The sequence below is a fragment of the Arthrobacter endolithicus genome, assembly GCF_026627425.1.
Lineage (GTDB): Bacteria > Actinomycetota > Actinomycetes > Actinomycetales > Micrococcaceae > Arthrobacter_M.
In genome coordinates this window covers 48,280-67,502 of record NZ_JAPNLH010000001.1, presented here as the reverse complement: position 1 = coordinate 67,502, position 19,223 = coordinate 48,280, and the positions used below count along the sequence as shown (strand labels likewise).

At 64.9% G+C, this 19,223-nt stretch carries 20 protein-coding genes; 11 read left to right on the top strand and 9 right to left on the bottom strand.

The genetic code is table 11. From position 1 onward, the window contains the following. Window positions 1-167 precede the first annotated feature (167 nt). Both OS914_RS00350 and OS914_RS00345 read left to right on the top strand, forming a co-directional pair. Window positions 168-797, top strand: a complete 630-nt coding sequence (locus OS914_RS00350) for a uracil-DNA glycosylase family protein (RefSeq protein WP_267544074.1) — start codon at window positions 168-170, stop codon at window positions 795-797. A 127-nt stretch (window positions 798-924) separates the two neighbouring features. Further along, a complete protein-coding gene (locus OS914_RS00345) occupies window positions 925-1,977 on the top strand; it encodes an ATP-dependent DNA ligase (RefSeq protein ID WP_267544073.1) in 1,053 nt (350 codons plus the stop codon). Between the two features lie 91 nt (window positions 1,978-2,068). Here the strand turns inward: OS914_RS00345 and ligD are convergent, their stop codons facing one another. Then, window positions 2,069-3,094 (bottom strand): non-homologous end-joining DNA ligase, encoded by a 1,026-nt coding sequence (ligD, locus tag OS914_RS00340; protein ID WP_267544072.1) that lies wholly within the window; start codon window positions 3,092-3,094, stop codon window positions 2,069-2,071. Between the two features lie 322 nt (window positions 3,095-3,416). On the opposite strand from ligD, the gene OS914_RS00335 reads away from it, so the two are divergent. Then, on the top strand, window positions 3,417-4,001 hold the full coding sequence (locus OS914_RS00335; protein ID WP_267544071.1) for a DoxX family protein: 585 nt from the start codon (window positions 3,417-3,419) through the stop codon (window positions 3,999-4,001). Here the strand turns inward: OS914_RS00335 and OS914_RS00330 are convergent. The 6 genes from OS914_RS00330 to OS914_RS00300 all read right to left on the bottom strand — a co-directional run bounded on the left by OS914_RS00330 (window position 3,996) and on the right by OS914_RS00300 (window position 9,704). Further along, window positions 3,996-4,559: a dihydrofolate reductase family protein gene (locus OS914_RS00330; protein WP_267544070.1), complete on the bottom strand. Its 564-nt coding sequence runs from the start codon at window positions 4,557-4,559 to the stop codon at window positions 3,996-3,998. The two genes, OS914_RS00335 and OS914_RS00330, sit on opposite strands and share 6 nt — an antisense overlap. A gap of 42 nt (window positions 4,560-4,601) precedes the next feature. Beyond that, window positions 4,602-5,012 (bottom strand): VOC family protein, encoded by a 411-nt coding sequence (locus OS914_RS00325; RefSeq protein WP_267544069.1) that lies wholly within the window; start codon window positions 5,010-5,012, stop codon window positions 4,602-4,604. A gap of 10 nt (window positions 5,013-5,022) precedes the next feature. After that, on the bottom strand, window positions 5,023-5,487 hold the full coding sequence (locus OS914_RS00320; RefSeq protein ID WP_267544068.1) for a helix-turn-helix transcriptional regulator: 465 nt from the start codon (window positions 5,485-5,487) through the stop codon (window positions 5,023-5,025). 90 nt (window positions 5,488-5,577) lie between these two features. Further along, complete coding sequence (locus OS914_RS00315) at window positions 5,578-6,861, bottom strand: CAP domain-containing protein (protein ID WP_267544067.1); 1,284 nt, start codon at window positions 6,859-6,861, stop codon at window positions 5,578-5,580. A gap of 245 nt (window positions 6,862-7,106) precedes the next feature. Then, entirely contained in the window at window positions 7,107-8,702 is a 1,596-nt protein-coding gene (locus OS914_RS00310) for an ABC-F family ATP-binding cassette domain-containing protein (protein ID WP_267544066.1), read from the bottom strand. A gap of 291 nt (window positions 8,703-8,993) precedes the next feature. After that, on the bottom strand, window positions 8,994-9,704 hold the full coding sequence (locus OS914_RS00300; protein WP_267544065.1) for a TetR/AcrR family transcriptional regulator C-terminal domain-containing protein: 711 nt from the start codon (window positions 9,702-9,704) through the stop codon (window positions 8,994-8,996). A gap of 108 nt (window positions 9,705-9,812) precedes the next feature. Here OS914_RS00300 and bioB point away from each other — a divergent pair, with 108 nt between their 5' ends. The 7 genes from bioB to OS914_RS00265 all read left to right on the top strand — a co-directional run bounded on the left by bioB (window position 9,813) and on the right by OS914_RS00265 (window position 16,362). Continuing rightward, on the top strand, window positions 9,813-10,877 hold the full coding sequence (gene bioB, locus OS914_RS00295) for a biotin synthase BioB (protein WP_267544064.1): 1,065 nt from the start codon (window positions 9,813-9,815) through the stop codon (window positions 10,875-10,877). Further along, window positions 10,870-12,219, top strand: a complete 1,350-nt coding sequence (locus OS914_RS00290; protein ID WP_267544063.1) for an adenosylmethionine--8-amino-7-oxononanoate transaminase — start codon at window positions 10,870-10,872, stop codon at window positions 12,217-12,219. The genes bioB and OS914_RS00290 overlap by 8 nt, the downstream gene beginning before the upstream one ends. After that, window positions 12,219-13,337, top strand: coding sequence for an 8-amino-7-oxononanoate synthase (locus tag OS914_RS00285; RefSeq protein WP_324290602.1), 1,119 nt, complete (start codon window positions 12,219-12,221; stop codon window positions 13,335-13,337). Before OS914_RS00290 ends, OS914_RS00285 begins: the two co-directional genes overlap by 1 nt. Beyond that, the gene (locus OS914_RS00280) at window positions 13,337-14,413 is read left to right on the top strand and encodes a cytochrome P450 (RefSeq protein WP_267544062.1); all 1,077 of its coding nucleotides are present in this window, start codon (window positions 13,337-13,339) and stop codon (window positions 14,411-14,413) included. Before OS914_RS00285 ends, OS914_RS00280 begins: the two co-directional genes overlap by 1 nt. Further along, window positions 14,410-15,096: a dethiobiotin synthase gene (bioD, locus tag OS914_RS00275; protein ID WP_267544061.1), complete on the top strand. Its 687-nt coding sequence runs from the start codon at window positions 14,410-14,412 to the stop codon at window positions 15,094-15,096. Before OS914_RS00280 ends, bioD begins: the two co-directional genes overlap by 4 nt. 171 nt (window positions 15,097-15,267) lie before the next feature. Then, a complete protein-coding gene (locus OS914_RS00270) occupies window positions 15,268-16,023 on the top strand; it encodes an ArsR/SmtB family transcription factor (protein ID WP_267544060.1) in 756 nt (251 codons plus the stop codon). Between the two features lie 141 nt (window positions 16,024-16,164). Beyond that, on the top strand, window positions 16,165-16,362 hold the full coding sequence (locus OS914_RS00265; protein ID WP_267544059.1) for a hypothetical protein: 198 nt from the start codon (window positions 16,165-16,167) through the stop codon (window positions 16,360-16,362). 64 nt (window positions 16,363-16,426) lie between these two features. On the opposite strand, the gene OS914_RS00260 is transcribed toward OS914_RS00265, so the two are convergent. Further along, complete coding sequence (locus OS914_RS00260) at window positions 16,427-17,305, bottom strand: carbon-nitrogen hydrolase family protein (protein WP_267544058.1); 879 nt, start codon at window positions 17,303-17,305, stop codon at window positions 16,427-16,429. A 278-nt stretch (window positions 17,306-17,583) separates the two neighbouring features. On the opposite strand from OS914_RS00260, the gene OS914_RS00255 reads away from it, so the two are divergent. Beyond that, window positions 17,584-18,630, top strand: coding sequence for an aldo/keto reductase (locus OS914_RS00255; protein WP_267544057.1), 1,047 nt, complete (start codon window positions 17,584-17,586; stop codon window positions 18,628-18,630). Window positions 18,631-18,703: 73 nt separating this feature from the next. On the opposite strand, the gene OS914_RS00250 is transcribed toward OS914_RS00255, so the two are convergent. After that, window positions 18,704-19,081, bottom strand: a complete 378-nt coding sequence (locus OS914_RS00250; protein ID WP_267544056.1) for a glyoxalase superfamily protein — start codon at window positions 19,079-19,081, stop codon at window positions 18,704-18,706. Window positions 19,082-19,223: the final 142 nt, after the last annotated feature.

The following is a 19,223-nucleotide window of genomic DNA, read 5'->3' as shown; positions in this document are numbered from 1 at the left end:
AGTCAGCCGGGACAATGAGCCCGCCGCGGAAGGTAACAGAAGCAGGCCTTAGGGCCGCGCAGCTCCCGCGCTCGAACCGCCAACTATTCAGCACCCACGGGTGCCCGCAGCGGCAGTCCCGCCCTCGGCACCACGCACGCCCGCCTTTGTAGGAGAAACAGCACCGGATGACAGTCATGGCACGTGAAACGCAGAACGACCACCTCTTGAACCGTCGCTATGATCCCAACATCGGCGCCGTGAACGAGCTCTGCGATTCGCTGCGGGACCTCAAGCCGGGCAGCGAAGTCTCCTACGTTGACCCAATCCACGACGTGGATGAGTGCAGGATCCTGAGTCTGCACTCCAACATCGGTTCGGCGCACGAGTCGGGCTTCATTACCGCCGGCGACGACGACGCAGCCGGGCGGCTGCTGGGCGTCCAGTGGCAGATTGGGCTCCGGCCCGAATACATCATGCCCTGGAATGTGTACCCCTGGTTTACCCCCGGTGAGTCCAATGGGAAGCTGACACCGGATCAGATCTCTGCCGGTCTTAAGCCCCTGCTGAAGCTCCTGGCCCTGATCCCCCGGGCATCGGCAATCGTGGCCCATGGGACCGAGGCCAACCGGCTTGCCGGCTTGCTGTTGAAGACCCAGAACCCGTTGATCTGGCGCCGCGGACTCAAAACCTACAAGGTCCGCTCCCTCAGCGGCCGTTCCTTCGGTGGCTCTTCGACCAAGCAGGTCGAATGGCTTGAGGAAATGCAGGTGGCCTACGCGGACGCCATGGCACGGACCGGACTCGCCGTTCAGTAACGGGACCACAGTAGCTGGATGACCTTAGCTGGATGACCTTAGCTGGGTGGCCTTAGCTGGGTGACGGTTGGTGTGTGACCCCGGCGGACCCCTACCCTCCGGCCGCCTGCTAAGGCAAGATCGGACTATGGAACCATCCGTCGCGTCCCCTGTTCAGCCCATGCTCGCCAAGGCAATTGCCGACGTCCCAGAGCCGGACAGTGTTACCGGCGGCCTTAGCTATGAGCCGAAATGGGACGGCTTCCGCGGAATCGTCTACTTCGACGGCAACACGGTGGAAATCGGCAGCCGCGGGTCCAAGATGCTCACCCGCTACTTTCCCGAACTGGTGGCGGCATTCGTCCGGCTCCTACCGGAACCGTGCGTGCTGGACGGCGAAATCGTGCTGCGCCGTGGAAATCCCGGCGCGGAGCACCTTGACTGGGAGGCGCTGTCGCAGCGCATCCACCCGGCCGCCAGCCGGGTGAACAAGCTTGCCGAGGAGACGCCGGCAATCTTCATCGCCTTCGACCTCCTGGCCCGCGGCTCGGACAGCCTCCTCCAGATGCCCTTCGGCGAGCGCCGGGCTGCCCTCGAAGCCCTGGCCGGCAGCCTGGGTGATCCGATCCATCTCACCCGCACCACCACGGAGGTGGACCTGGCCCGCCGCTGGCTGGTCGACTTCGAAGGCGCCGGGCTGGACGGCGTCGTCGCCAAACCCCTCGCCGCCGCCTACGCCCCGGGCAAACGGCTAATGCTCAAGACCAAACACCACCGAACGGCGGATGTGGTGGTACTGGGCTACCGGATCCACAAAAGCGGCAGCGGCGTCGGGTCCCTGCTGCTCGGTCTCTACGACGCCGACGGCGAGCTGCGCAATGCGGGCGGCGCGTCGGCGTTCAGCGATGCCCGGCGGCTCGAGCTGATCGATGAGCTCGCCCCGTGGGTCCTCCGGGACGACGACGGCGCTATCGTCAAGGGCGAAACGGAGCGCAGCCGGTTCTCCGGCAGCAAGGACGTTTCCTACGTGCGGCTCCGACCCGAGCGGGTGGCCGAGGTGCGATACGACCAGATGGAGGGCTCACGGTTCCGGCACACGGTGCAGTTTTTCCGCTGGCGCCCGGATCGCGAGGGACGTTCCTGCACCTTTGCACAGTTGGAACGTCCCATTGCCTATGATCTGAACCGGGTGCTGGTCTAGGGAAGCCTTTTCCCGCATCCGGCCGAGGCGTCGTTCTGCTCCAGGACCTTCCCGACGACTACTACCGACGAGTTCGACCTACGAGGCCGACCTACACGTCCGGCTTGCGGGCCCGGCTGGGCTGGACCCGCGGCGGCTCCCCGGGCATTTTGGGATAGTCTGGCGGGAAGGGAAGTTCCCCCAGCCCGGCTGCAACGTCGCGGTCCCACCAGCCAAGCAAGGCCGCGATACTGCCTAGCTGCGCCTGCATGTCAGCCCACGGATCCCCGACTTTTTTGAGCCGCTCCGGCACCGTGGCAATGGTGTAATTCCGTGGATTGGCCGATTCCAGCTCATCCCACTCCAGCGGGCAGGAGACCGGCGCATGCGCCAGCGCACGGGGGCTGTACGCACCGGCCATCGTTCGGTCCCGGTTCGCCTGGTTGAAATCAACGAAAACCCGCTGCCCGCGCTCCTCTTTCCACCAGGCCGTTGTGACTTTCTCAGGCATCCGCCGCTGAAGTTCCCGGGCTGCCGCGATCACCGCATGGCGTACTTCCAGGAATTCATGCACTGGTTCGATCGGCGCAAAGATATGCAATCCCCGGTTTCCGGAGGTCTTGACATACGCCGTCAGCCCCGCCTCCGCCAGCACAGACTTCAGCTCCAACGCGACGGGAATCGCGTCATCAAAGTCAGTGCCAGGCTGTGGATCCAGGTCAATCCGCAGCTGGTCCGGATTGTCCGAATTCTCCGCCCGCGAGGCCCAGGGGTGGAAGACCACGGTATTCATCTGTACCGCCCACACGGCCACAGCGGGTTCATCGATCACCAACTGTGGATGGGATCGAGCACTCGGGTAGACCACCATCACCGACCGGACAAACTCCGGCGCACCTTTCGGCGGGTTTTTGGAGAAGAACTGCTCCCCGTCGATTCCTTCCGGAAAACGCTGCAACGACACCGGTCTGTCGCCGTTCGCCGTAACGAAGGCCTCACCTACCGCCACCACATAGTTAGCCAGATCCAGCTTGGAGATCCCGGGCTCCGGCCACAGGATTCGCCGTGGGCTGGAGATCCGCACCTCGCGTTCGCCGTGTGGGCCACCGACGGGAAGGATGACTGCTTCGCTTGCCATAGGACCAACCTACCCAGAGTCTGCCACCCCGAACAGAGCCACCCCGAACAGAGGCGCCCCGCGAACAAGGGGTGGCCCGCAGCGCAAAGGCAGCCGGCCACGGGAGGGATACGCTGATCGCGCTGCGAGCCGCGCTAAAATATTTCTGAAAGACTTGGCGCTGGATCCACCGCTTCAGCCGCACCGCTTTGGCACGCACCGCGTCTTCACTCACGCGGTCGGTACAACCTCAGCGTCCATGGGCAACATCTGGCAGTGGGAACCGGCTGCTGTCCGGGCCGGCCGCTGGCACCATCTATTCCCCAGCAACAAGAGAAGTTCCATGAGCACCCAGACCAGCCCTTCAGCCTCTGCAGCACAAGCCCTTTTCCGCGTCGCCCTGGGCGGCGTGCTCGTCGCCCATGGGTCCCAAAAACTCTTTGGCTGGTTCGGTGGCAGCGGCATCGAAGGCACCAGCAAGGGCATGCATGCGATGGGCTTCCGCCCGGCCACGCCGAGTGCTGTGCTGGCCGGGCTCGGTGAAGCCGGTGCGGGTGTTGCCCTGGCCCTTGGCCTGGCGACTCCCGCCGCGGGCTCCGTCGCGGCCATCACCATGGGAGTCGCCGCGAGCGTCCACGCGCCCAACGGCTTCTTCGCCACGAATGGTGGGTTCGAGTACCCCGCAGTGCTCGGACTCGCCGCCGCTTCTTTCACCATCGGCGGAGCCGGCCGTGCCTCTCTTGACGCGGCCACGGGTCAAATTTTCGACCGGCCATGGATGCGCGTGGCCGCTTTGGCTGCAATCCCGGCTGCCATCGGCGGACAGGTCTATCGTCGTCGTCAGGCGCTTGCCGCAGACGCGGCGGCCGCGCATCCCATAGCTCCCGTGGAGGGGAAATCCGCGGACCCGATCGCCCCGGAATCATAGTCCGGGGGCCAGGTAGCGAAGGTAGACCACACCGTTGGCGAAACGGCGTTCGTCGACCAGGTGGAGCCGCAGCGCCACGTCGTCAGGTAAAAACGGTGTGCCGCCTCCCACCACCCAAGGAGTGATAAACCGCCGATACTCATCCACCAGACCGGCCCGGATCGCATGGCCGCCAAGTTCGGGACCGCCGACTGAAATATCGGCTCCTGCCGTCTCCTTCAGGTGCCGGACCATCTCCGGGTCAAAGTCGCGCTCGATCCGTGTTCTGGCGCTGGACGCTGCGTCCAGAGTCCTGGAAAAGACCACTTTGTCGGCCGTGCCCCAGATCGCCGCAAAGTCCTGAATGCATAGTGGCTCGTCCTGCAGATTCGGCACAGCCTCCCAGTACGTCATGATCTGATACATTCTCCGGCCCAACAGGTACGTTCCAATCGGGCGTTCCAGGTCGTTGATGAAGGTGTGCACTTCCTCGTCCGGCGCGCTCCAGTCAAAATTGCCGTCCCGGTCCGCGGTGTAGCCGTCGAGTGAGGTGATGCCTGTATAGATCAGTCTTGCCACGATATCCTCCACAATCCGCTGAAGAGCTGAAGCAGGAAGCCGCTATGCAGCGGGTGCCTGCGATATCCGCACGGTGTTGCCCGACGGGTCACGGAACGCGCAGTCCCTTGGGCCCCAGGGCTGCGCGATCGGCTCCTGCATCACCTCCGCACCGAACTCCCGAGCCTTCTCGAACGCCGCGTCCAGATCATCGGTGCGGAACACAAGCATCGGCAGCACACCCTTGGTGAGCAACTTCTGGAGGGTGTCTCCATCGGCACGGGACCGGCCGGCATGCGGTTCAGAGATCACGATCTCCACATCCGGTTGGCTGGCGCTGCCGAGGGTGACCCATCGGAAGCCACCGGAGCCGACGTCGTTACGGACCTGGAGGCCGAGCGCATCGCGGTAAAAGGCAACTGATTCGTCCACGTCATTGACGGTGATATTGCAGAACTGCAGGGAAATTGTCATGCGGCCAACATTAGACGGCAGCGGCCGGGGCTGCTTCTTCAATCCTGCTCAATTCGCTGCTGCCCGCTGAAGCTCGGTCCACGCGCAGCGGCCGCGTGCGTACCTTGGCAACACACGCGGGCATGGACAGCTCCGCGTGATGTTCCCGCAGACGGTAGGCGCTCGGCGACTCACCGGTAATCCCGGCGAAGCGGGAGCTAAAAGAACCCAGCGAGGTACAGCCAACAGCCATGCATGCGTCGGTCACACTCATGCCCGAGCGCAGCAGCGCCATGGCCCGCTCGATCCGCCGTGTCATCAGATAGCTGTACGGCGTCTCGCCGTAGACTGAACGGAATTGGCGGGAGAAGTGCGCCGGAGACATCAAGGCACGGCGGGCCATCGTGGGAACGTCCAGCGGGCGGGCGAACTCCCGGTCAATCAGGTCCCGCGCCCGGCGCAAATGCGCGAGGTTAGCCAGCTCTTGCGGTGTCATGGCATGAGGCTACACCTCCCAAGGGAGGCGGCTCAACGTCCTGTCCGCAGGCACGGCGGCCTGATCAAACGGACGCTGCATCGCTGTTCCCTAGCCGCCGATCAGCATTGTATTCCAACCATCGCGGCCGATCATCAGGCCGGCGTTGATCCCGTTCGGGGACACCGGGTAGAAATAAAGCGATCCGGACTGGCTGCGCGCCAGAATTCCATCCTTGCCATCGCCCAGGTGCGACGTTGTAGTGGTCATAAAGTTCATCATGTCCCAGCCCCAATCGATGCTCCGCCGCGACTCCTCCACGAAAGCACCGGCACCGTTGCTGCGGTACAACAACAGCAGCCCCTGCGGGTTTTTAGCGAGCACATCCATGCGGCCGTCGCCGTCGTAGTCCAACGCCACAATGCTCAGCGGGCTCCAGCCTCCGGCACCGATGCGCGTCCGGGATCCGATGGCCGAACCGGACGGGTTCTGGTACCAAAAGAGGTCACCCGTCAGATTATTCTTCGCCAGGATCGTCGGGTATCTATCGGCCTGGCTCCACCGGGTGACCGTGATGTCATAGTCGCCCCACCCGCCGTCGCCGATCCGCTGAGCCGCCCCGAGCGTTCCGTCCGCCTGCCCATAGCTCACTGAGACATTGCCGGAAGCCCACACAATAATCAGGTCCTGCCGGCCATCTGAGTTCCAGTCGACAACATCGGCCTGCCGTGCTCCCTGCCCGCCGCCGGCCAGATACCGCCGCTGCCAGACATCCCCGCCACCGGCGGAGGGGTAGACGTAAACGCTCCCAGCGGGATCGATGGCGGCAATATCGCCGGGCCTAATCGCCTGCGGGACGGGCCCCGGGGAAACCGGCGGCGCAGGCGCAGGCGGGCGGTGGTCGGCATAGCCGGCAAAGTTCTCAACGACCGCGTACGCTCCCCAGCCCGCCGCCGTCGTCTTGGCGTAGCCAATCCCCACATCGGTGACTCTGCTGTCCAACAGCGCGGCGCGGTGGGCCGGAGAAGTCATCCACCAATCCACCACCAGTTGCGCACTATTGTTGATGGCGATGATTTCCGAATACCAGTCCGCTCCGCGGGGGATCAGCGAACCACCGCCGTCCGGCCGGTGAATGGCGGCCATATCCAGCGTGCCGCTGTTGACCTTCCGGCCCGTCTCCTCCGCCCATTGCTGGGAGATTCCCGCTACTGCCTGATTCCAGACCACCGGCCGTGCGCCGTTGGCGGCCCGGTATTGATTAGTCAGTTGCAGAACTTTAGCGATGAAAGGGTCACCGGATGATGGCGTAGCCGCGGACGCCGGCGTCACTCCCGTCAGCAACAGGGTCGCCAGTAAAAAAGCAGTTGTCAGCAGAGAAGTACATTTACGCAAAATTCCGCCTAGCTCGACATACCACCGGATCATTGAGCATGCGAAAAACTTCATGGTCAGCCGAGGCATAACAGAAAAATTAAGGGGGCAAGATTTCGGTACTGGTGCAATCTAATGATTCCGGATGGCGCTAAAGGGAGACCGTCGCAGCTTTCCGGTAGGTGCGAGAAAAGTATATCCCGCATTATGTGTGACACATGACATAGTCGAGTTGTCTTATGTGTTTTTTCGAAGTTTAGCGACGTTTAAGCGGCCCGCACATCGATTTCCCCGGCTTTCGCGCCGTCAAAACCGAAGACAAGGTGCCGATTGGCAATTTTGTCGGTAAAGAAGCGGTCGTGACTGACTACCACCACTGCGCCGGGAAAATGCAGCAGCGCCCGCTCCATAACCTGGGTGCTGGAGAGGTCCAGGTGGTTCGTGGGCTCATCCAGCAGCAGGACCGAGGCTCCGGACAGCAGGCACTGGGCCATGGCCACCCGCGCCCGCTGTCCCCCGGACAAATTGCCGATCCGCTGCTTGAGGTCCGCCTCGGAAAACTGGAACATCGCCAGGAACCGGTGTACCGACTTCTTCGTCGCCGTCAGCGCCAGGCTGCCCGGCAGCGCGTTGACCGCGTGGCTGACCGTGTCGTTGTCGTCGAGCTCCGCCAGCATCTGGTTGTAGGAGACAAGCCCGGCACCCTTCGCCCAGACTGCCTCGCCGGAATCCGCCTGCTCGTCTCCCGTCAACACCCGCAGCAGCGTGGTCTTACCGCTGCCGTTGGCGCCGAGCACCACAATCCGGTTGCCCCGCCGGATCTCGAAGCTGAGCCCGCTGAACAGGGTCTTCGCTCCGTAGGCCTTGCCGAGCCCCTCCACCCTGCACAGCACATCCTTAATATGCAGCCCGGCATAGATCTCGGTGATGATCTGGTCCACCGGACGCGGCGCGCGGGCCTTCTTGATCTTCGCCAGCTGATTCCCCAAGCCCTTGCTGGCGGCCTTGGCGGCTTCGCGGCGGTCAGCGATTCCCTCCGCTTCGAAGGCCAGCAGCTCCGACTCGTGCACAAACTGGCTTTCCAAGGATTTGAGCCGAAACTGCTTCGCGATGACGTACTCGCCGAAATTCCCCGGGTACTCGTGCAGGTGGTAGTTCTCCACCTCAATAATCCGGGTGACGACGGCGTCCAGGAACTTCCGGTCATGCGAGACGACGATCGCCGCGCCCTTGAAGGTCCGGAACCACGCCTCCAGCCATTCGACGCCGGCCACGTCCAGAAAGTTGGTGGGCTCGTCCAGGAGCAATACGTCCGGGTCCTCCAGCAGAATCTTCGCCAGCGCCGCCCTGTTACGCCATCCGCCGGAGAGTTTGTCGATCGGGCAGACTCGATGCGCCGCAGCGAAGCCGAGGGTGGTCAGGACGGAGTCAATAGTGCGTTGGTAGTCCCAGCCGTCCAGGCGGTCCATGTCCTCAAACAGCTCGGTCTGGCGCTGGATCAGCCGGTCCAGCTCTTTGCTGCTGGTGGAGTCCGCCGCGATGGCCACGTCGATGTCCGCCAATTCGGCTTCGATGTCTTTGATGTGGACGAACAATCCGTCCAAAACTTCGGCGATGGTTGCTTCGCCGTTCAGCTCCGAAAACTGGGAGAAATACCCCACCTTGGTGCCCAGTTCCAGCGTGACTGTTCCGGCGTCGGGTTCCACCTGGCCCAGGACGAGCTTCAAAATGGTGGACTTACCGGAGCCGTTCCTGCCGATCAGCCCCACACGGTCCCCCGGTTCGAGGCGGAAGAAGGCCTCCCGCAGGATCTGGGTCTGGTCGAAGCGCACGCTGATATCCTGCAGCCGGATCAGGCTCATTGATGCTGTCCTATCGAGGGGGTCGGGCCTGGCGGTTCGCTGCCTGGAACCGGCGCGACGTCATTACCAATTCTACAAGCGCCGGATCGGGCCTTCCGCACTGGCCGCCGGGACGGGCACGCTAGTCCCCCGGGCCCGAGCCTCGTGCACCACGCCATGGGCCTGCGTGTCGGTGCAGCATACGACGGCGGTCACCCCCAATCGCTGCCAGGCTGGTCACGCCGCAGCGAACGCCACCGCGCGGCCACCATGGCGGCCATTGCGCGCGGACGGCCCTGCGCGACGACGTTACTAGCCGGTTCGGTCTGCATCCCACGATCGTATCGTCAGCGGACGTCCTGCCGACGCGGTGCGCTCGGCCAGTCCGGCCAGGAACATCTCCACGCCGAATTCAAAGGCCCGATCCAGATCCGAACCGGCCCCGGGGCCGGTTCCGGCGTCCCGAGTGACCAGTCCGGCGCGGGCGAGATCAGCCTGGGTCTGCTCCTCCGCCACCGCGCCAAGGATATAGTGCGTCAGCGCCCGTGCACCCCAACCGGCCTCCAGTTCCCCCAGACCTCCGGTGGCCAGCAGCCCGCGGAGCGCGGTCACCGGAGCCAGCCCCTGGGGATCCAGCGCCTGCGCCAGCGACACGACCTCGGCTCCGTCCCGGACCTGCAGCAGCGCCCGACGGATCTCCCTCGTCAGCCGCCGGATGGGGCCCGCGCCGCCGTCGGCCGCGGCCGCGCCGCCGCCGCCCGCTGGATCGCCGCCACCGGCGCCGGCAGCGTTTCCCGGCGCCGCATCGCCATCGCCGTCGCCATCGCCGTCTACGTCGACGTCCTGGAGAATCCGCTCGGCCAGGACCCCCAGCAGCTCCTGCTTATTTTTCACATGCCAGTACAGGGCCCCCGGCTGCACGCCCAGATCCCGGGCCAGCCGCCGCATGGACAGATCCGCCAGGCCGTAGTCGCGCAGGATTTCCAAGGCAGTGCCGATAATCTGCTGCCGCGATAATGACATCCACATCCCGATCGTTGCTCGTGCACGTCCGGCCGAAATGACCGGGCCGCCGTCCCTCCATGATGCCGCACAATTGACACCCCTCGCTGTCCTTCGCATACTTGAACGGTGTTCAATTACTTTCACGAGTTGGCCGATCGCCAGCTGTCCGGCGGGACTTTAACCCGCACCGAAGCCCTTGCCGTACTGAACTCGGCGGACGATCAGCTCCTGGAGATGGTGGCCGCAGCGGGGCGCCTCCGCCGGGCGCATTTCGGCAACACCGTCAAGGTCAATTACCTGGTCAATCTCAAATCCGGCCTCTGCCCGGAAGACTGCAGCTATTGTTCCCAGCGCCTGGGCTCAGCCGCGCAGATCCTCAAGTACACCTGGCTCAAGCCCGAGGAAGCCGTGCAGCAGGCGACCACCGGGATCCGGGCCGGCGCCTCGCGGGTCTGCCTGGTGGCCAGCGGCAAGGGCCCCTCGGACCGCGACGTCGCACGCGTCTCGGACATGGTGCATCAGCTCAAGGACGAACACCCCGCCGTCGAGGTCTGCGCCTGCCTGGGTATCCTCAAAGCCGGCCAGGCGGACCGGCTCAGGGACGCCGGGGTGGACGCCTACAACCACAACCTCAACACCAGCGAAGCCAACTACGCCGATATCTGCACCACCCATGAGTACGCGGACCGGGTCCGGACGGTGGAGCACGCCAAGGCCGCCGGACTGTCCCCCTGCTCCGGCCTCATCGTCGGTCTGGGCGAGAACCAGGACGCCTTGATCGATGCGGTCTTTGCCCTGCGCGAGCTGGGGAGCGATTCCATCCCGGTCAACTTCCTGATGCCCTTCGACGGCACACCCCTGGAGGGCACCTGGCTGCTCACGCCCGCGCTGTGCCTGCGGATCCTGGCGATGGTGCGTTTCGCCTGCCCCGCCACCGAACTGCGGATGGCCGGCGGGCGCGAGATGCACCTGCGCTCGCTGCAGCCGCTGGCCCTGCAGGTGGCCAACTCGCTGTTCCTGGGCGACTACCTCACCAGTGAAGGCCAGCAGGCGAAGGCCGATCTGGAGATGATCGAGGACAACGGTTTTGTGGTGCTCGGCGCAGGGACGGCCGACGACGGTGCGGCCGCGGCAGGACGCGTCACCATCCGCCGGCGCGGCGCCGGGACGGACATCGCGGCCAATGTCTGAGCGGTCCCACACCGCGCAGGGCCCCACCGGGCGGGCACTGATTTCCCGGGACCGCGGGTTACTCTGGCATCCGTATGCACCGCTAAACGGGCCGGCACCCTATGCGGTCGCCGCGGCGGCCGGGGTCCGGCTCCGTCTCGACGCGGCGGACGGCACGGTTTTTACCCCCATGGATGCGATGAGTTCCTGGTGGTCCGCCGTCCACGGCTACCGCCATCCCGTGCTGGACACGGCGCTGCGGAATCAGACGGAACAGTTCAGCCATGTGATGTTCGGCGGTCTGACCCATGAGCCGGCCGTGCGACTGGCCGAAGAGCTGGTCAGGATTACCCCGGAACCGCTGCAGCATGTGTTTTTCGCCGATTCCGGGTCGGTGTCCGTGGAAGTCGCCCTTAAACTTGCGGTGCAGTACCAGGGCGCCATCGGCAGTGCACACAGGCAGAAATTCCTGGCCCTGCGCGGCGCTTACCACGGCGACACCTTCGCGGCGATGAGTGTGTGCGATCCGGTGGACGGCATGCACTCCGCCTTCCCGTCTCTTGTCGCACAGCAGTATTTCCTGCCGCGGCCGCCCTCTGCCCGGTTGGTCGACGGCGTGCTGGTCTCCGATCCGGCCGAGGTCGCAGCCTGGGTTGCTCTGCTGAGCGAAACGGCTGCCCGGCACGCCGGCGAACTCGCCGGGATCATCGTTGAGCCGGTGCTCCAGGGTGCGGGGGGAATGTACGTCTATGCCCCCGAATGCCTGGCCGCTGCCCGCCGGGTCTCCGATGAACACCGGCTGCTGCTGATTTTCGACGAAATTGCCACCGGGTTCGGGCGGACAGGAAAACTCTTCGCCGCCGAATGGGCCGGCGTGGCCCCCGATGTGATGTGCGTCGGCAAGGCGCTCACCGGCGGATACCTGACTCTGGCCGCAATGCTCTGCTCCCGCGCCGTGGCCGACGCTATCACCGCCTCACCGGTCAGTGCGCTGCTGCACGGCCCCACCTTCATGGCCAACCCGCTCGCCTGCGCCGTGGCCCTGGCCGCCCTGGGGCTGCTCGACTCCGCCGGCTGGCAGCAGCAGGTGGCAGGAGTGGAAAAGGGGCTTACCGCCGCGCTGGCCCCGGCCACTGACCTGGCGTCGGTGCGCGATGTCCGCGTTCTCGGCGCGGTGGGAGTCGTCCAGTTGAAGACGCCGGTGGATGTTCCCGCGCTGACCCGCGCGGCGCTCGAGCACGGCGTCTGGCTGCGGCCCTTCCGCGACTTGGTCTACACCATGCCGCCGTACATCAGCAGCCCGGATGAGGTCGCCGTGATCGGCAGCGGCATAACTGCCGCGATTGCGCAGGTGCACGGCTAATGAGTGCAATGCAACAATGGTTGGCGGATCAGGCCCGTGTGCGCAGCCGCCGCGGCGTTGTCCGGAGCACAGAGGTCCGGACCCGTAAAGCCCTGGATCTGGCGTCCAACGATTACCTCGGCCTTTCCACGGATCCGCGGCTCAAGGCCGCGGCCAACGCCGCCGTGGACACCTACGGCACCGGGGCGCGCGCCTCCCGCGTCGTCGTCGGCACCCTTCCTCCGCATCTGGACTTGGAGGATCAACTCTGCCGGCTGACCGGCCAACCCGCTGCCCTGGCCTTTTCCAGCGGCTACGCCGCCAATCTTGGCATCCTCACCGCACTGGGCGGCCCCGGCACGCTGATCATCACCGATGAACACATCCATGCCTCGATGATCGACGCCGCCCGGCTCAGCCGGTCCTCCGTCGAGACCGTCCCGCACGGGGACCTCACGGCCGTGCGCCGCCTGCTGGCCGCGCGCACTCAGCCGCGTGCCGTCGTCGTCCTCGAATCCATTTATTCTGTACTGGGCGATGCGGCCGACCTATCCGCGGCCGCCCGGCTCTGCGCCGAGTACGACGCGCTGCTGGTCGTCGATGAAGCCCACGGACTCGGCGTGGCAGGGCACGGGCGCGGTGCCGTGCACGCGGCGGGGCTGGCGGGCACGGAACATGTGGCGGTCACCGCGACCCTGTCCAAGGCACTCGGTTCCCAAGGTGGAGCCGTGCTCGGTTCGGCCGCCCTGCGCGGGCATCTGGTCAATACCGCCCGGACCTTCATCTTTGACACCGGGCTGGCTCCGGCCTGCGCCGCGGCGGCCGCCGAGGCCTGCCGGATCATTATGGCCGAACCAGAGCTGGCGCAGCACGTGCTGGGCAATGCCGCTGATCTCGCCGCAGGCTGCGGAATTGAGCGCGCAGCGGGCGTGGTGCAATCCATCCCGGTGGGTTCCGCCGAGCGAGCGGCGTACCTTGCGTCCGCGCTGGCCGAGGACGGCGTCCTGGTCGGCTGCTTCCGGCCGCCGAGCGTGCCGGACGGTATTTCGCGTCTACGGCTCACCGTCCGCGCGGATCTCAGCACCGGGCAGGTCCGGATGGCCGCCGGCCTGGTGGCACAGCTACTGGCGGCCCGGTGATGACCTTTCACGTTGTCAGCGATCCCGAACAGGTCAAGGAGATCATGCGCCGCACGGACGACTTCGTCCCGGCCAACGCCCTAACGTCCGTGATGCCGCTCGGTGCAGCCGCCCGACGGATCCTCAGCAGAGTCAGGTTTGCGCTGCCGCCGGTGCTGGCCTCTGCTACCGGCGAGCAGCACCGAAGGGTCCGTCGTCTGGTGGCCGGATTCTTCACCCCCGCGAAAGTAGCCGCGATAGGGCCGCGGATTCGTGAGCTGACCCGGGAGCGGCTGGGGATTACCGCCGCCGCACTGGACGATGGGCCGGTGGATCTGGCGGACGTTCTGGCGCGGCATATCCCGCCGGTGATCATGAGCGAGCTGACCGGACTGGACTGCCCGGAGCTGACCTTGCTCAAGCGCTGGAGCCGGGATTCGCTGGAGTTATTTTGGGGCTGGCCGGACGAGGACCGCCAGGTGCACCTGGCGCATAGTGCTGCGGAATTCTACGTCTGGCTCAACGGCGAAGTCGCCGCGGACCGTGGCACGGATTCGCTCTTCGGCGTACTGGACGCCGCGGGACTTTCCGCAGCCGAAATCTGTTCGCTGGGCTATTTCCTGGTCATCGCCGGCCAGGAGACCACCTCCCAGCTGATCAACACAGCACTGTTCCGCGGCATTGCGGACCGCCAACGGTGGCATCAGCTGGGCACGGACGGCGGGGGCACCGGATCTGCCGGCACATTTGTCCGCCACGTCCTTGCCACCGAATCGTCGGTGCCCACATGGCGCCGCGCGGCTGCACGGGAGACGCATCTGGCCGGGACGGTGCTGCCGGCCGGCGCCGAAATCCTGCTCGAACTCACCGGCCATCATCCCCCTGAAGCCGCCCCGAGCGCCTATTCGCTGGCGTTCGGCCATGGACTGCACCGCTGCCTGGGTGCCAAACTGGCCGAACTGGAGACCGCCCTTGTGGTCGAGGAATCAGCCCGCGCGCTGCCCGACCTTCGGCTCGTGGACACGGACCCCGGCTGGCTCCGGCTGCTGTCCTTCCAAACCCCGCTGTCCGTCATCGTGGCCAGAGGGACCCCATGACCGCACCGCTGAGCACCGTCATCTTCGTGACCGGGACGGACACCGATGTCGGGAAAACGCTGACGACGGCGGCGCTGGCCGCGTCCTTGACGGCCGGCGGCGCCACCGTGGCCGTCTACAAGCCGGCGCAGACAGGGGTGGGACCCGGCGACGGTGGCGACACGGGCGAGGTCCGGCGGCTCAGCGGTACCACCGCGGTGTTCGAAGGCATCCGGCTCCGTGACCCCATGTCCCCGGCCGCGGCTGCGGCCAGGGAGGGGGCCGTGCTGCCGACGTTGGAAGTGCATGCGGCGCGGATACGCATCCTGGCGGCCGACTATGACCACGTTCTGGTCGAGGGGGCAGGCGGCCTGTTGGTGGAGCTGGATGCCGGCGGGGGCACCATTGCGGACCTGGCCGCCCTGTTTCCGGGCAGGTCGAGCACGCTGGTGGTATGCCGCAGCGGCCTGGGCACCCTGAACCACACGCAGCTGACCCTGGCGGCGCTCCGGGGCAGGGGCCTGGCCGTCGCCGGCCTGGTGGTTGGTTCCCGCCCGGCCGAGCCGTCGGTCATCGAGCTGAGCAATTTTGCCTACTTCGAGGCGCTGGATGTGCCGCTGCTGGGCTATCTGCCCGAACGCGCGTCGGCGCTTGCCCCGTCGGACTTCCAACGGGTAGCACCGGGCTGGCTGACAGGCCTCTGAGCTGTATTGCCGGTTGAATGGACCGCTGCCGTGGAAATTTCAATGGCAGTCGTCCATTCAACCGGCAATACGGGGCTGCCTACCTGCGGCCTCCCACTGCAGTCTGCCCGCCTAGGGTCTCTCGTCCCCACCCCTTGACAGGTGACCATATAGTCACCTAATGTTTGTCTTGTGGACGCCGTTTTCAAAGCCCTTGCCGATCCGACCCGGCGCAGCCTGCTCGATGAGCTGTATCGTGCGGACGGCCAGACGCTGGGCGCGCTGGAGGGACGCTTCGAGATGACGCGCTTTGGCGTGATGAAGCATCTCAAGCAGCTCGAAGACGCCGGACTCATTGTCGTCAAACGGCGCGGGAGGGAAAAGCTTCACTTCCTCAATGCCGTGCCGATCCGTCTCATCTACGACCGATGGGTGAGCAAGTACGCAGAATCCTGGGCCGCCGGACTCAGTGACCTCAAGTCCGACTTGGAGAAAACCATGCAAAAAGTATTCGAGATCTACATCCGCACCACACCGGAGCTGCTCTGGCACGCCATTACCGACCCCGCCATCCGCAGCAAGTACAACTTCGGGGCCGAGTTCAGCGGCGGCATGACACCGGGCTCTCCCATTCAGATGTTCGGCAACGGCGCACTTCTCGGGGAGGGCGAGACCTTGGAGGCGGATCCGCCCCGCCGGCTCGTGCAGCGCATGCGCCAGCTCTACAGCGAAGAGGTCAAGGCCGAAGGCTTCTCCCGGATCAGCTGGGACATCGAGACGGTCGGCGATTCCTGCCGTCTCGTCGTCACGCAGGACCAAATGCGCGACGGCGCCGACGAGCACCTCTTCGGCGGCTGGCCAATGGTCCTTTCCGGCCTGAAGACCTGGCTCGAGTCCGGCGAGATCCTCACTACCCCCGGCTCCTTGATGTACGGCTACAGCGGCTAACGGACGCCTCCACCACGCCCGCAACCAGCGGGAAGGACGCAGCGATGACTTTCTATTCATATGACTTGCTATTCATAGGTGGCGTAGTCGGGAATAGCCATCAATGCGGCGCCCTCGGCGGCTTCGGCGGTGAACCCGACGATGAGCCACCAGGTTTTGGGCGCGAACGCGGCCTTCGACGCGGACGCGGACGCGAAGACGGCCTTGGACGTGGACGTGGACGTGGACGAAGCCTTAGTCAGCGGCCTCCGGCGTCAGACGCCTACATTTTTCACCAGATACGTCGACGGCGACGCACCCCCGGTGGTCCCGGCGATCACGCCGAAGTGCCCAGCATAATCAGCGAGGTCAGATGGCCAGACCGAAAAGGATCAGGGTTGGTTGTGTTTGGCATCGGTGACTTCTAGGGGGTAGGCATGCGGGGTGTCCAGGTGGCTGGATCGATCTGGCCCCGGTACACGGGGAGCTCAATGGCAGGCTCGCCGGGACGGAACTGTGACCACATGCGGTTCAGGCCTGCTGTTCCTTGCTGACGGACACGTTCGACGGCGGCCAGATCGAGTTCCGCCGCCAGGATCGTAGCTTCCATACCGGGAGCACTGGCAATGACCGCCCCCTCGGGGTCCACGATGAGAGACTCCCCACGACCGGTGGGACCGGCGCAATTCACGCTGACCATGAACACCTGATTGACGATTGCATTGGCCCTGGCGAGAATCAGTTCCTGGGCGCGGTCCGCCGTGGTGGTTTTGACGACGTTGACGATCACCTCGGCGCCCATCCATGCCAGCTGCCGAGTAACCTCGGGGAACCACGCGTCGTAGCAAATGTTCAGCCCGACCCGGCCGATCCCGTCGAGATCCACGGTGCTGAAACGCGCACCGGGATCATAGGGCTCAAAGGGGCGCCACGGGAAAATCTTTCGGTAGTGACCGGCCAGTTCCCCGGAGGGAGAGAGCACCAGGGCGGTGTTGAACAGCCGGCCGTCGTTGCCCCGCTCGCAGACACTGCCCGGAATGAGCCAGATCCCAAAATCCGCTGCGATCTCCTTAAGCCCGGTGACCCGCGGCCCGTCAAGTAGTTGCGCCGATTCCTGCAGTGCCTCGCTGCGCTGCCGGTCAGGCTCGCCATCGCCGAAAAGGTGCAGCTCCGGGAAGACAACAAGCTGAGTGCCGGGATGGTCCGCGACCGCCTTGCTGACCTCTGCCGCAAAATCTGTGAGCGCTCCGCCGATTAAGCGTGGCGGCGCCTGAACGGCGACCAAGGGCAGGATGCGGGACATGCGAAATGGCTCCACTTCTAGCGTGTGATCTTCGAAATTTTAGATCATATTGACCTGATAAGGGAAGGGCTCGATTGGCTCTTAAAGTGGGGCATGAGCATTGAAGATGCCGTCGGCAGGAAGGCTCGCCGATGAAAGACGCCGGCCTGGCCGCACTGAATCGCCGGAGGGCCATTAAGGCCGTGTGGCTGCGCATCGCTTCGGTCGGGAGAACGACTAATTCCCGGTCGTAGAGCTGGCCGAAACCGCCCGCCGAGCGCAGGCGTAAAGTGAAAAACATGACAGAGCAAAGCCCAGCCCAGCCCACCACTTACCTCGGACGCACGGGGGTGGAAGTCAGCCGCCTCGCCCTCGGCACCATGATGTTCGGCGATTGGGGCAACAAAGACCACGACGCTTCGGCCCGCATTATCCACCGCGCCCTTGATGCCGGCATCAACTTCATTGACACCGCTGATATCTACTCGTTCGGGGAGTCGGAGGAGATCGTCGGCAAGGCAATTGCCCAATCCGGCAAGCGAGAAGACATTATCCTCGCCACCAAGTTTTTCAACGGCATGAAGCAGCAGCCTAACTACCGTGGCGGTTCGCGCCGCTGGATTGTCCGCTCGGTGGAAGATTCGCTGCGCCGGCTCGGTACCGACTACCTTGACCTTTACCAGATGCACCGTCCCGATGAGTACACCGACATTGAGGAAAGCCTCGGCGCCCTCACCGATCTGGTCACCCAGGGAAAGGTGCGCTACATCGGCTCGTCCACGTTCCAGCCATCGCAGGTCGTCGAGGCCCAGTGGACTTCGCGTGAGCGCCACCTGGCTCGCTTCGTCACCGAGCAGCCACCGTACTCAATGCTCACTCGAGGCATCGAGGCCGATCTGCTGCCGACGACGCAACGGCACGCCATGGGGGCCCTGGTCTGGAGCCCGCTGGCGGGCGGATGGCTCAGCGGTAAGTTCCGCAAGGGACAGGATCTACCGGCCACCCATCGCAGCGATCGCGATCCTGGTCGCTACGACCTGGACAATCCCAAAATAGCCGCCAAGTTCGACGCCGCGGACAAGTTAGGCGCGCTGGCCGACGAACTCGGCGTCCCGCTGGTGCACCTAGCCATCGCTTTCGTGCTGCGTCACCCCGCGGTCACAAGCGCGATCATCGGGCCCCGGACAATGGACCAGCTTGAGTCACAGCTTGCGGCCGCTTCGCTCGAGCTTGACGCGTCAACCCTCGAGCGCATCGACGAAATCGTTCCGCCGGGGATGAATGTGAATCCCGATGATGCCGGTTTCAGCAATTTCTGGCTGACGCCCGAGCGCCGACGGCGCTGACCTGTGGCCGGATGGGAGGGTCCCACACCGGACGGCTAAACCACCACCGCGTCTGCCTCCCATCCCACCAGACCTATCCTTTGGACCGGTTCGGGATGTACTGCAATGACCAGCTATTGCCGTCGGGGTCGGCGAAATACACGAAGTGGCCCCAGTCCTGGACGTCGATGTCGCTGACCTCCACGCCGCTGTTCTTCAGCTGCGTATGCGCGGCCTCAATATCGTCGACCACTATCTGCATATTCGGGGCCGTCCCGGGAGCCGCATCACTGAGGCCTTCGCCGATGCAGATGGAACAAGCTGAACCCGGCGGGGTCAGCTGAACGAAGCGCATCGATTCGCTCGGTCGTTCATCGTAGTCGGCGTTGAAGCCAACCTTATTCACATAGAAGTCCTTGGCACGGTCCACATCGGACACTGGGACAAAAACAAGTTCAAGTTTCCAGTCCATGCGCCATAGGCTAGTCCGCCGCGCGTCAGACCGGTAGGGGGCACCCTTCGGTGCTCCCGGTCTGCGGTCATCATTGGCCGCGGCGTGCCGATTCCCCTCACCCGAAGGGAGAAAACCCGCAGCTAAATGGAATATCCCGCAC